Origin of the sequence: Duganella sp. Dugasp56 (genome assembly GCF_047304105.1) — a bacterium.
GTDB lineage: Bacteria > Pseudomonadota > Gammaproteobacteria > Burkholderiales > Burkholderiaceae_D > Rugamonas > Rugamonas hordei.
On sequence record NZ_JBGLYQ010000018.1, the window covers coordinates 63,002 to 75,020 of the forward strand.

At 63.8% G+C, this 12,019-nt stretch carries 10 protein-coding genes; 4 read left to right on the plus strand and 6 right to left on the minus strand.

Annotated features, from left to right (window positions below; genetic code table 11):
• Positions 1 to 3: 3 nt before the first annotated feature.
• Entirely contained in the window at positions 4 to 909 is a 906-nt protein-coding gene (locus ACCD07_RS14375; protein ID WP_413447731.1) for an AraC family transcriptional regulator, read from the plus strand.
• Positions 910 to 912: 3 nt separating this feature from the next.
• Here ACCD07_RS14375 and ACCD07_RS14380 read toward each other — a convergent pair whose 3' ends face one another.
• Positions 913 to 2,721: a DUF885 domain-containing protein gene (locus ACCD07_RS14380; RefSeq protein ID WP_413447732.1), complete on the minus strand. Its 1,809-nt coding sequence runs from the start codon at positions 2,719 to 2,721 to the stop codon at positions 913 to 915.
• Between the two features lie 214 nt (positions 2,722 to 2,935).
• On the opposite strand from ACCD07_RS14380, the gene ACCD07_RS14385 reads away from it, so the two are divergent.
• The gene (locus ACCD07_RS14385; RefSeq protein ID WP_413447733.1) at positions 2,936 to 4,369 is read left to right on the plus strand and encodes an aldehyde dehydrogenase family protein; all 1,434 of its coding nucleotides are present in this window, start codon (positions 2,936 to 2,938) and stop codon (positions 4,367 to 4,369) included.
• Here the strand turns inward: ACCD07_RS14385 and ACCD07_RS14390 are convergent.
• The 4 genes from ACCD07_RS14390 to ACCD07_RS14405 form a co-directional block, all read right to left on the minus strand.
• Complete coding sequence (locus ACCD07_RS14390) at positions 4,338 to 5,888, minus strand: carboxylesterase/lipase family protein (protein ID WP_413447734.1); 1,551 nt, start codon at positions 5,886 to 5,888, stop codon at positions 4,338 to 4,340. The genes ACCD07_RS14385 and ACCD07_RS14390 overlap by 32 nt on opposite strands.
• A gap of 84 nt (positions 5,889 to 5,972) precedes the next feature.
• Positions 5,973 to 6,596: an HAD hydrolase-like protein gene (locus tag ACCD07_RS14395; RefSeq protein WP_413447735.1), complete on the minus strand. Its 624-nt coding sequence runs from the start codon at positions 6,594 to 6,596 to the stop codon at positions 5,973 to 5,975.
• 193 nt (positions 6,597 to 6,789) lie between these two features.
• Positions 6,790 to 7,407 (minus strand): TetR/AcrR family transcriptional regulator, encoded by a 618-nt coding sequence (locus tag ACCD07_RS14400; RefSeq protein ID WP_176653423.1) that lies wholly within the window; start codon positions 7,405 to 7,407, stop codon positions 6,790 to 6,792.
• Positions 7,408 to 7,478: 71 nt separating this feature from the next.
• Positions 7,479 to 9,344, minus strand: coding sequence for a phosphoenolpyruvate carboxykinase (GTP) (locus ACCD07_RS14405; RefSeq protein WP_176653422.1), 1,866 nt, complete (start codon positions 9,342 to 9,344; stop codon positions 7,479 to 7,481).
• A gap of 287 nt (positions 9,345 to 9,631) precedes the next feature.
• Between ACCD07_RS14405 and ACCD07_RS14410 the strand changes: the two genes are divergently transcribed.
• Positions 9,632 to 10,627, plus strand: coding sequence for a D-2-hydroxyacid dehydrogenase family protein (locus ACCD07_RS14410; RefSeq protein WP_176653421.1), 996 nt, complete (start codon positions 9,632 to 9,634; stop codon positions 10,625 to 10,627).
• Here ACCD07_RS14410 and ACCD07_RS14415 read toward each other — a convergent pair.
• On the minus strand, positions 10,624 to 11,391 hold the full coding sequence (locus tag ACCD07_RS14415; protein ID WP_176653420.1) for an L-asparaginase: 768 nt from the start codon (positions 11,389 to 11,391) through the stop codon (positions 10,624 to 10,626). The genes ACCD07_RS14410 and ACCD07_RS14415 overlap by 4 nt on opposite strands.
• A 129-nt stretch (positions 11,392 to 11,520) precedes the next feature.
• On the opposite strand from ACCD07_RS14415, the gene ACCD07_RS14420 reads away from it, so the two are divergent.
• On the plus strand, positions 11,521 to 12,006 hold the full coding sequence (locus ACCD07_RS14420) for an asparaginase domain-containing protein (protein ID WP_176653419.1): 486 nt from the start codon (positions 11,521 to 11,523) through the stop codon (positions 12,004 to 12,006).
• The last annotated feature ends 13 nt before the right edge of the window (positions 12,007 to 12,019 follow it).

The window sequence follows — 12,019 nt, forward strand, 5'->3', positions numbered from 1 at the left end:
ATCGTGAAACGGGATATCCCGCCGTCGCCCCTCGATCATATGATCGCCATCGTGCAGCAGCATGTGCGGCACGACGACAGGGTGGCGACGGCGATCCCGTTCCTGGCGCTGTACCATTCCTCGCAGCCGACGTCCGTCACGCGCGGCGTGCTCAAGCCGTCGTGCTGCATGATCCTGCAGGGCAGCAAGCGCGTGCACCTGCCGGACGACGTGCTCGATTACGGTCCGGGCGAATACCTGGTGGTGTCGGTGGACATGCCGGCCGCCGGCCATGTCGTCAACGCCACGCCGGACCAGCCCTACCTGTTGCTGAACATCGAACTCGATCCATCGGAAATGGCAGCCGTCGTGATGGAAGCGAAGATCGATATCGAATCGCCGCAGCCGGTGCGCGGCGCCTTCGTCGGCAAGTCCGATCCTGAATTGCAGGAAGCCTTGTACAAGCTGGTGCGCTTGCTCGATGCGCCGCCGCAGGAAGCGACGTTCCTGGCGGTGGGCGTGAAGCGGGAAATCATCTATCGCATGCTGACCGGCGCAGGCGGCCGCCAGCTGTACCAGAACATCGTGCTCGACCAGCAGGACCGCGGCATCAGCAAGGCCATCGCCTGGCTGAAGGATCATTTCGACCAGCCGGTCAAGGTCGAGGATCTGGCGCAGGCCACCAACATGAGCGTCTCCAGCCTGCATCACCGCTTCAAGGCGGTGACGACGATGGGGCCGATGCAGTATCAGAAGCAGCTGCGCCTGCAGCATGCGCGTGCGCTACTGCTGGGCGGCGACGTCGACGCCGGTACCGCCGCGTACAAGGTAGGCTACGAAAGCCAGTCCCAGTTCAGCCGCGAGTACCGGCGCCTGTTCGGCGCGCCGCCGATGCAAGATATGAAAAAGCTGCGATCGGCGGCGGTGTAGCGATTACTGCGCGGCGGTTCGGGTCTGCTTCAGCTTCTCCGCGCTGACCCATTCCTTGATGTGCGTTTCCAGCACATCCATCGGCAGCGCGCCGGCGCCCAGCACCTGGTCGTGGAAGCTGCGGATATCGAAGCCGGAGCCCAGCTCTTTACGAGCGTAGTCGCGCAGTTCGAGGATCTTCAGCTGGCCGATCTTGTAGCCCAGCGCCTGGCCCGGCCACACGATGTAGCGGTCGGTCTCGCTCTGCACTTCCACTTCCTCGATGCCCGAGTGGTCGTGGAAGAAGTCCACCACCTGCTGGCGGTTCCATTTCTTGTAATGCAGGCCGGTGTCGACCACCAGGCGGATCGCGCGCAGCATCTCATCCTGCAGATGGCCGTAGTAGCTGTATGGATCCTTGTAGAAGCCCAGCTCCTCGCCCAGACGCTCCGAGTACAGCGCCCAGCCTTCGGCATAGGCGGTGTAGTTGCCCTGCTGGCGGAAGGTCGGCAGTCCTTCGATTTCCTGTGCGATGGTCAGCTGCATGTGGTGGCCCGGCACGCCTTCGTGCAGCGCGGTGGTTTCGATGTCGATGGTGGAGCGATGTGCGAAGTCGCCGGTGTTGACCATCACGCGGCCGGCGCGCTTGCCGTCCGGCGAACCTGGCATGTAGGCGGCGGCGGACGCACCCTTCTCGCGGAATTCCTCGACCGGCTTGATTTCCACTTTACCCTTAGGCAGCACGCCGAACTGTTGCGACAGCTGCGTGTACATCTGGTCCGTATATTTCTGGTACAGGTCGATGATTTCCTGACGCGATTTAGGATGCAGCTCGGGCTTGGCGGCCACCGCCTTGTTGAAGCTCTTCAGGTCCTTGTAGCCCAGCTTCTGCGCCGTTTCCAGCATCTGCGATTCGATGCGCTTGACTTCGGACAGGCCCAGTTGATGGATCTCTTCCGGGGTCATGTCGGTCGTGGTCGACGACTTGGCCTTGTACGCATAACGCGCCGCGCCGTCCGGCAGCGACCACATGCCGACGTCCTTGCGGCCGTGCGGCAGGTACTTGGTCTTGGTGTAAACGGCCAGCTTTTTATACGCCGGGATTACATCCTTCTGCACCGTCGCCAGCACCGCCTTGCTCAGGCGCGCCTTGTCGGCGTCCGAGAACTCTTTCGGGAATTTCTTCAGCGGCTCGGCGAAGGGCGAATCGGCCGGCTTCATCGCCGCCACGTCCTCGCACTGCTTGACGATTTTCGGGATCAGGAACTGCGGCGGCATCAGGTGGTCGTGCACGCCTTTCTCCATCTGCACGCGGGTCTCGTCGAACAGCTTCGGCAGCGCGTGCAGGCGCGTGATGTAGTCCTCGTAGTCCTTCACCGTCTCGAACGGCAGCGCGGAGATGAGCATCGGCGTATCGATGTGGATGCCGGAGTTTTGCGCCAGCGGCATCTCCCAATCCTTGAAGCGCGCGCCGTCGACGTTCTGGCGCAGCTGGCGCACCATCAGTTCGCGGTTCAGTTGTTCCTGCAGCGGGAAGCCGGTGGTGTCGAGCGCCTCGAAGCGCTTGAGGAAGTCGCCGCTGACCTTGATGTCGGCATCGATGCCCGCCTGCGAGAAGTCCGACCATTTGTCGTTGTAGCGCTTGTCGCCCAGCAGCGACGCCCATTCGGGGCTGGAGCGCATCGTGTATTCCCACTGTTCCTTGATCAGGTTGTTCAGCGCCGCGCGACGGCTCTCCAGGTCGGGAGCCGCGCTGTCGGCATGGGCCACACCCAGGATCAGGGAGAACAACAGGGCGCTGGCGACGCCGATGCGGGTGGTTGCAGTTGTCATGTCTATAGGCCTATCGAAAAAATGGTGAGCTTGCACTGTAAGCCGGCGCCCATCGCGGCGCTCACGGATTGAGACGAAATGTTGAAATACAGGCATGGACTGCATTTTTCCGGGATCGGCAGAATCAGGCAAACATGCGGCAGGAATCGGACTGACGCGCGCGGCGGCGAATTTCTAGAATGGCGCCATCTCATCAGACAACCGGAGTTTTCTCATGCGCAACATCGATCAGATTTACATCAACGGCCAGTTCGTCACGCCGCACGGCACGGAACTGGCGGACCTCGTCAACCCAACCACCGGCCAGCTCGCCGGCCAGGTGCGGCTGGGCGACGTGGAAGACACCCGCCGCGCGGTGGCCGCCGCCAGGGCCGCGTTCCCCGCGTTCTCGCGCACCAGCAAGGAACAGCGCGGCGCCTGGCTGCAACGCCTGCACGACGCGGTGCTGGCGCGCGCCGACGAATCGGCCGCCGCGCTGATGGAGGAATACGGCGGCACCTCGGCCAGCAGCATCGGCCGCTCGCGCTATACCGCCAACATGTTCCTCGACGTGAAGAAGGTGATGGACGATCACGCGTTCGTCAAGACGGTGGGCAAATCCAAGGTGGTGCTGGAGCCGGTCGGCGTGGTCGCCATTATCACGCCGTGGAATTCCAGCGCCTGGTTCGTCGCCAACAAGGTGGCGACGGCCATCGCGGCCGGCTGCACGGTGGTGGTCAAGCCGAGCGAGTTGAGCGCCGTGCAAAACCAGATCCTCACCGAGTGCATCCACGCGGCGGGCCTGCCGCCTGGCGTGGTCAACATCGTCAATGGTCGCGGCGACGTGGTCGGCGCGGAACTGAGCGTGCATCCGGACATCAACAAGATTTCGTTCACCGGCTCCACCGCGGTCGGCAAGACCATCGCCCGCGCGGCGGTCGACACCATGAAGCGGGTGACGCTGGAACTGGGCGGCAAGGGAGCCAACGTGCTGCTGGACGACGCCGATTTCGACAAGGCCGTGCCGGCCGCGATCATGGCCTGCTTCATGAACAACGGCCAGGCCTGCATCGCCGGCTCGCGGCTGCTGGTGCCGGAGCACAGGCTGCAGCAGGTCAAGCAACTGGCGAAGGCGGCGGCCGAAGCGGTCAAGGTCGGCGATCCGCGCGATCCGTCGGTGGCGCTGGGACCTATCGTCACGCGCAAGCAGTACGACCGCGTGCAGCACTACATCAACGCCGGCATTGCCGAAGGAGCCGAGCTGCTGACGGGCGGACCGGGCAAGCCGGAAGGGCTGGAGGCGGGCTACTTCGTCAAGCCGACGGTGTTTGCCGGCGTGACGCCCGCCATGACGATCGCGAAGGAAGAAATCTTCGGGCCGGTGCTGTCCATCCTGAGCTACCGGACGGAGGAAGAAGCGATCGCCATCGCCAACGACACGCCTTACGGCCTGCAGGCCTATGTCAGCTCGACCGACCTGGCCCGCGCCAATCGCGTGGCGGACCAGCTGATCGCCGGCCGCGTCCACATCAATGGCGTGCATGACGATCTGATCGCGCCGTTCGGCGGCTTCAAGCAATCGGGCATAGGCCGCGAGTTCGGGCCGTACGGGCTGGAGGCGTATCTGGAGCCGAAGGCTATTCTCGGCGCAGCGGCCCAGTATCGCTAAATGCCGGCAGCGGATTTGCCTTGAGCTGGGCTTCGCCGCCGATGCGCAGTACGGACGCCGCGGTGCCATCGTATGCCGGCCAGGCCGGCAAGCCTTTTCCGTTCGGGCTACCCGTGCGCGCGAAGTTGACCCAGGTGTCGGCAAGCCTGCTTGCAAGCTGACGGTCCGCAGTGGTCCAGGCACGCCGGTCCAGGTGGAGATTGTCGAACACGTACTGGATCTCGGCGCCATGACCCGCTCCGCAGCCATAGCCGCAGGGATTCTCCGGCTGCGCAGGCTGGTGGGCAAAGAAGTAGACATACGGTTTGGCTCGCCCGTACTTCGCCTGCAGGCCTGCCCAATGCGCCATGCGCCAGCCCCACCAGTCGTTGGTCAGCTGAACGAGGGAGGCCTTGGCCTGGACATCCGTTGCGCCGGGATAGGCGGCCAGCACGGCATCGGATGGCGCATGGCCGAGCAGCTTGGCCACCAGCTCGCGGTGCCTGGCGGCCGTGAAATCGCTGGTGCCCAGGATCTCCGGCGCCAGGTCCTTGCCTTCTTCGGCGTTCCATCCGACCAGCAGGGGCACATCATTCTGGCGGTGATTACGATAGGTCGAGGTCAGGTCTTCGCGCAGCAGGCGGCCGTCGACTATCGTGCGCGGCGACCAGGTCGCCTTTTGCAAGGCTTCGACGCTCAGCGCGTGCAGGGCGGCCAGATGTTCCGCCCCCATCGCTTTGCCGGCAGCCAGCCCATCCGCTTCGGCGGTCTTGCGGTCGAACTGGCTGTTTTCCTTGGCGTTGATCGGCATGGCGTCGTTGCCGCTCTCGGCGATGGCGCGCTGGAACAGGCCCTTGGCCAGCGGCGATGCGACCAGGATCGCGACGGATTCGCCGCCGGACGACTCGCCCACTATCGTCACGCGGTCCGGGTCGCCGCCAAAGGCCGCGATGTTGTTCTTCACCCAGCGCAGCGCCGCGATCTGGTCCAGCATGCCCTGGTTTCCGGAAGCCTTGTCCGGCGACTCGGCCGTGAGCTCCGGGTGGGCAAAGAAACCGAATATGCCGAGGCGGTAGTTCAGCGTGACGACGACGGCTCCGCGCTGCGCCAGGTTGGCGCCGTTGTACAAGGGCTGCGCGGCGGTGCCGCCGTAATAGCCGCCACCATGTATCCAGACGATCACCGGCAGGCGCTTCGCTTTTTCAGGCGCCCAGACATTGAGATACAGGCAGTCTTCGCTTTTGGGATTCGTGATCCACGGCGCGGTCTGGGCGCAGGCCGCGGCGTAGCTGCCCGCTTCCTTTACGCCTTGCCACGGCACGACGGCTTGCGGCGCCCGCCAACGGAGATTGCCGACAGGCGGCGCCGCGAAGGGGACGCCCAGATAGCTGTTCAGCGTACCGGCGCGCAAGCCGGCGATTTCGCCGCCCGTCACTTTCACGGGGCTGGTCAGCTGGTCAGGTTGCGCCATCGCTGGCGACAGCAATACCGACAGCGCGCAGGCTGCCATGAACTTGGGCGAAAAACTCGACATCATCATTCCAGACGCTAAATCGGCGAAGGGAAATAGTACTAGCCGGAAGTATCCGGAAGAGTGCGAATTTCGTCAGCTGCCATTACGAAATTAACCAAGCCGGGCCAGTTCGGCGACTTGCCGGAATACCTGCGCCGGCTGCTCGGCGATCAGCGCTTCGACATGGTTGAAGCCCCACGCCACCGCGCCGAAATCGATACCGGCTTCGGCGGAGACTCGGGCGTCGCGGATTTCGTCGCCGATCAGCATCGTCTGCTCGCGCGCGACGCCGGCGGCGGCCAGCACCTTGCGGATCTTAGGCAGCTTGCCGAACAGCGAGGCGCCGCATTCAAAGCGGGTGAACAGCGCGGCCAGCTCCGGACCCAGCACCGCGACCACATTGCTGCGCGAGTTGGAGCTGACGATGGCCAGCATCAGACCTTGCGCCTTCAGCGCGCGCAACACGTCCGCCATGCCGTCGAACAGGTGGATGTCGGCAAGGCTGCGTCCCATGGCGGAACGCATAAAGGTGGCGATGGCCGGCACCTTCCACCACGGGATCTCGTGGATCGCCATCACCTGCCGCGCGTCGAGGTTGCGCAACTCCTGCTGGCGGCTGCGGTCCAAGCGCCTGAAGCCATACTTGTCGGCGGCCTGGTCGAACACGTTGACGAAGACCGGCAGTGTGTCGGCAAGTGTTCCGTCGAAATCAAACATGATGAGCTTGCGGTTCAAACGATCCTCAGTACAGTACAAAATCCTCGTTACAGCTTGGCAGCGAGCGCAGGATACACCACAAACGGCTGGTCGCCACGAAGTACAGTCCGACGGGTATCAGCAAGAGTAAAGCGGCCATGATGCGCTCCTTATTTTCGCACATGTGTGCGAAACTGGTTGAAAGAAAACCGCAGACGGACTGCGGCCAGTGTTATTCCATGTCGTTGAAGCTTTTGTAGGTCGAGATCAGGCGGCTGAAGGCGCGCTGCATGTGGCGGTGGGCCTGATCGTCATGCAGGAAACGGGTATCGTGGATCAGCCCCACGATCAGGCTGTAGATTTCGTAGACCAGCTGGCCGGCGTCGGTATCCGGGCGCAGGTGGCCGAGTTCCACCGCCTGCAGGATGGTCTTGCGCAGCGAGGCGCGCCAGGCCACGGCGCCTTGCTGCAGGCGGTCGCGCAGCGGGCCGGTCTGGTCGTCGAACTCGAAGGCGCCGGCGCTGTACAGGCAGGAGTTGCGCAGTCCCTCGTCACAGGCGCGCTGCGACCAGGCGCCGACCATCGCCATCAGGCGCGGCAGGCCCTTGGGCTGTTGCAAGGCGGGCATGAACACTTCCTGGGCGAAGCGGCGGTCGTATTCATCGAGCACGGCGGCCTGCAGGCTTTCCAGCGAGCCCACGCGGGAGAACACGCCGCTCTTGCTGATGCCGGTGCGCTTGGCCAGCTCGCCGAGCGACAGCTTGCCGATGCCATCCACCGCCGCCATGTCCAGGGCGGCGTCGATGATGGTGGCGTAAGTCGCCTCGCTTTTTGCAGTCAGGGTATCCATACCCCAACTTTAGCACACCCGTGCGAAATTACAAGCAAAAAAAACCGGGATCGACCGACCCCGGTTTTGAATTAGCGCGCCAGGCGCTTTTCCAGTTCGGCTTTGACGGCCGTCAGTTCGGCCGGCAGGTGGTAGGCCAGCTTGGCGAACAGTTCTTCGTGCAGCTTCAGCTCTTCACGCCATGCATCCTTGTCGATCGAGGTGATCGTCTCGAACTCTTCCGGCGAGAACGGAATGCCGTCCCACTTCAGGTCGCCGAAGCGCGGCGTGGTGCCGAAGATGTTTTCGATGCCGCCGGCCTTGCCTTCGATGCGCTCCAGCATCCACTTCAGCACGCGCATGTTGTCGCCGAAACCAGGCCAGACGAAATGGCCCTGCTCGTCGGTGCGGAACCAGTTGACGCAGTAGATCTTCGGCAGCGCGGCGGCGTTGGCCTTGCCCAGCTTCTCGCCCATGTTGAGCCAGTGCTGGAAGTAGTCGCTCATGTTGTAGCCGATGAACGGCAGCATCGCGAACGGGTCGCGGCGCACGACGCCCATCTGGCCGGCGGCTGCTGCGGTGGTTTCGGAACCCATGGTCGCGGCCATGTACACGCCTTCGACCCAGTTGCGCGCCTCGGTCACCAGCGGCACCGTGGTCGAACGGCGGCCGCCGAAGATGAAGGCCGAGATCGGCACGCCGGCCGGGTCGTCCCAGGCCGGATCGATCACCGGATTCTGCGTGGCGGCCACGGTGAAGCGGGCGTTCGGGTGCGCGGCCTTGGTGCCGGATGCCGGCGTCCAGTCCTTGCCCTGCCAGTCGATCAGGTGCGCCGGCGCTTCCTTGGTCAGGCCTTCCCACCAGATGTCGCCGTCGTCGGTCAGCGCGACGTTGGTGAAGATGGTGTCCGAACCCAGCGACGCCATGCAGTTCGAGTTGGTGCGGGTGTTGGTGCCCGGCGCCACGCCGAAGTAGCCGGCTTCCGGATTGATCGCGTACAGGCGGCCGTCGGCGCCCGGCTTGATCCAGGCGATGTCGTCGCCGATGGTGGTGACTTTCCAGCCGTCGAAGCTTGCCGGCGGGATCAGCATCGCGAAGTTGGTCTTGCCGCAGGCCGAAGGGAAGGCCGCCGCGACGTAGTGCTTCTTGCCTTCAGGCGATTCCACGCCGAGGATCAGCATGTGTTCGGCCAGCCAGCCGGCGCCGTCGGCCTGGGCGGCTTGATGGCCCATGTTGGAGGCGATGCGCAGCGCGAAGCACTTCTTGCCCAGCAGCGCGTTGCCGCCGTAGCCCGAACCGTAGGACCAGATTTCACGGGTCTCGGGGAAGTGCACGATGTATTTGGTGGCGTTGCACGGCCAGGCGACATCCTTCTGGCCGTTGACCAGCGGCGCGCCGACGGTGTGCACGCACGGCACGAACTCGCCGTCGGTGCCCAGCACGTCATACACGGCCTTGCCCATGCGGGTCATGATGCGCATGTTGACGGCGACGTAAGGCGAATCGGACAGCTCGACGCCGATGTGGGCGATCGGCGAACCCAGCGGGCCCATCGAGAACGGCACCACGTACATCGTGCGGCCGATCATGCAACCGTCGAACAGCGGGTTCAGCGTGGCGCGCATTTCCGACGGCGCCATCCAGTTGTTGGTCGGGCCGGCTTCTTCCTTGGTGGCCGAGCAGATGAAGGTGCGGTCTTCGACGCGCGCGACGTCGGTCGGGTCGGAGCAGGCCAGGTAGGAATTCGGACGCAGTTCCTGGTTCAGCTTTTTCATGGTGCCGGCGGCAACCATTTCAGCGCACAGGCGGTCGTACTCTTCCTGCGATCCGTCGCACCAGTAGATGCGGTCCGGTTTGGTCAGGGAAGCGATTTCCGCCACCCAATTGATCAGCTTTTGCTGTTTGATGTAAGCTGGGACGTTCAATGCTGCAACGCCACCCATGACGGGTTGATTCATAGTACCTCCAATGCCAATTAAAATTCTGCTCTGCATGCGGCAGGATCGTCGTCAGCTTTTGGCTTCGCTCAGATGCCCATTCGTAATGGGTCGGCGGGGTCACGGCGGTCTTGCGCGGGCCCGGATTGGTATCGACAGGCCCTCATTTTTGAGGCGATTGTACACCCGTCAATAGGGGTTCCATACAAAAATGTAGGAGAATTGGTTGAGTAAAGTAGTAAGCTATTCGGCTTCTTTTCGAACGCGTTATTTCCCTACGAAATCATTGATAAGATCGGCTAACTTCCATGAAAATCGCGATTCTTGACGATTACCAGAATGCAACTGCGGACCTCAAATGTTTCGATTTGCTGCGTCCATATGAGGTAAAAGTGTTCAGCAATACCACCAAGGGATTGGGCCAGCTGGCGATCCGGCTGGCCCCGTTCGACGCGGTGGTATTGATACGCGAACGCACCGCGCTGAACCGGGCGCTGCTGGCCAAACTGCCGAACCTGAAACTGATTTCTCAGACCGGCAAGCTGGCCGGCCATGTCGATGTCGCCGCGGCCACCGAGCTGGGCATCGCGATCGCCGAAGGGGTCGGCTCGCCGACCGCGCCGGCGGAACTGACGTGGGCGCTGATCATGGCGGCGGCGCGCAAGATCGTGCCGTACGCCAGCAATCTGAAGGATGGGTTGTGGCAGACGGCGTCCATCAACCCGCAGCTGAACGGGCTGGGCGTGGTGCTCAAGGGCCGCACGCTGGGCATCTGGGGCTACGGCAAGATCGGCCAGATCATCGCCGGCTACGGCCGCGCGTTCGGCATGCAGGTGATCGTCTGGGGCAGCCAGTCCAGCCGCGACAAGGCGCTGGCCGACGGCCATGCGGCGGCCGAATCGCGCGAGGCGCTGTTCGAGCAGTCCGACGTGCTGAGCCTGCACCTGCGTCTGCATCCGGATACGCGCGGCATCGTCACCGCCGAGGACCTGGCGCGCATGAAGCCGAGCGCGCTGTTCGTCAACACCAGCCGCGCCGAGCTGGTCCAGCCGGATGCGCTGGAGCAGGCCCTGCCCAAGGGCCGTCCCGGCTACGCCGCGCTGGACGTGTTCCCGTCGGAACCGCTGGCCGCCGATTCGCCGCTGCTGCGCATGCCGACCGTGCTGGCCACGCCGCACCTCGGTTACGTGGAAAAGGATAGCTACGAGCTGTATTTCCGGCACGCGTTCCAGAACATCGTCGATTTTGCCGCCGGCACCTGCGACAAGATCAATAATCCGGAGTACAAGGCCAACGCGCGCTAGTCGGTCTGTTCGGGAATTTCCGGCAGGCCGGTCAGGTTGATGCGTGGCTCCGGCATCACGTGGACCTTGCTCCACAGTCCGGCCCAGCCGGGCGGCCAGGCGATGTCCGGGCCGGCGTACGGCGGCAAGGTGGCGCGCACCGGGATCACCGGCACCGGCGGCATCTCGGTCAGCGGACCGCCGTCGGGACGCGCCATGTCCAGGCTGTACATATAGCCGGGCAGCAGCGCATCGCACACGCCGGCGAACCAGGCGGTGTGGTCTTCGTCCCGGCCCAGCGCCTGCGCCAGCCCTTGCGGATCGAATTTGGCCAGCGCGTGGATCAGCTCCTCGGTGGTGGCGCCCGGGGAATCGCCCCAGCCCATCACCGGATTGACGTTGTAGTCGGCGCCCGAGCCGTACCAGCCTTCGCGCCAGGGGCGCTGCATCCAGTCGCGCTGGCCGGCGAACAAATGCCAGCGCCAGTGCAGGCCGGACGGCTTGGGCCAGGAATACAGGTACAGCCGCTGGTAGCCGGCCCGGTGCAGCTCGCGCACCAGCGCCATCAGCCGGGCATGGGGCATGCGGTCGGGCGGCGCGCGGCGGAACAGAATGGCCTCGCCGTCGGCGAACTGCACCTCGTCGGTGGACAGGTTCAAGTCCAGTGTCCTCGCCTCGCTGCCGAAACGGGCCGAAATCCAGCCGGTCAGCAGATTGACCGACGTGATGACGCCGTAGCCGCGATGGCGATGAAAGATGACGGTTCCGGGAGCGAGCGCTTTCATGGTATCGAAACGAACAAAGAAACCAGTGTAGACATAGTATGCCCAACTTTCCAGCCCTTGGAGCGACTCTTTTGCGTTGGCGGTTTGGGTTATGATGCGCATCATTAATCCATCCTGAGCACCGAAATCATGACTCTGCGCATCCTCGCCACCGGCGGCACCTTCGACAAACACTACAACGAACTGAACGGAACCCTGGGCTTCGCCGACAGTCACGTGCCGGCGCTGCTGGCCCGTTGCCGCCTGACGGTGGATGTGGCGCTGGAGCAATTGCCGCTGATGGATTCGCTGGACATGGTCGACGCCGACCGCGAGCGCATCCTGGCGTCGTGCCGGGCGGCCGGCGAGAAAGCCATCGTCATCATCCACGGCACCGACACCATGCCGCAAACGGCCGCCGTGCTGGGCCCGGCCAACCTGGGCCAGACCATCGTGCTGACCGGCGCCATGATTCCCTACGAGATCGCCAATTCGGACGCGATGTTCAACCTCGGCTTTGCCTGCGGTGTCGCGCAAATCCTGCCGCCCGGCGTGTATGTGGCGATGAACGGCAAGATCTTCGCGTGGGATAACGTGCAGAAAAACAAAGCGGCCGGAGTGTTCCAGCCGCTCTGATTGCCCCACTCCG

Excerpts from the sequence above, each read along its gene's own strand:
- ACCD07_RS14380 (WP_413447732.1), bottom strand. The coding sequence starts at position 2,721 with ATGACAACTGCAACCACCCGCATCGGCGTCGCCAGCGCCCTGTTGTTC.
- ACCD07_RS14385 (WP_413447733.1), top strand. The coding sequence starts at position 2,936 with ATGCGCAACATCGATCAGATTTACATCAACGGCCAGTTCGTCACGCCG.
- ACCD07_RS14390 (WP_413447734.1), bottom strand. The coding sequence starts at position 5,888 with ATGATGATGTCGAGTTTTTCGCCCAAGTTCATGGCAGCCTGCGCGCTG.
- ACCD07_RS14400 (WP_176653423.1), bottom strand. The coding sequence starts at position 7,407 with ATGGATACCCTGACTGCAAAAAGCGAGGCGACTTACGCCACCATCATC.
- ACCD07_RS14405 (WP_176653422.1), bottom strand. The coding sequence starts at position 9,344 with ATGAATCAACCCGTCATGGGTGGCGTTGCAGCATTGAACGTCCCAGCT.
- ACCD07_RS14410 (WP_176653421.1), top strand. The coding sequence starts at position 9,632 with ATGAAAATCGCGATTCTTGACGATTACCAGAATGCAACTGCGGACCTC.
- ACCD07_RS14415 (WP_176653420.1), bottom strand. The coding sequence starts at position 11,391 with ATGAAAGCGCTCGCTCCCGGAACCGTCATCTTTCATCGCCATCGCGGC.
- ACCD07_RS14420 (WP_176653419.1), top strand. The coding sequence starts at position 11,521 with ATGACTCTGCGCATCCTCGCCACCGGCGGCACCTTCGACAAACACTAC.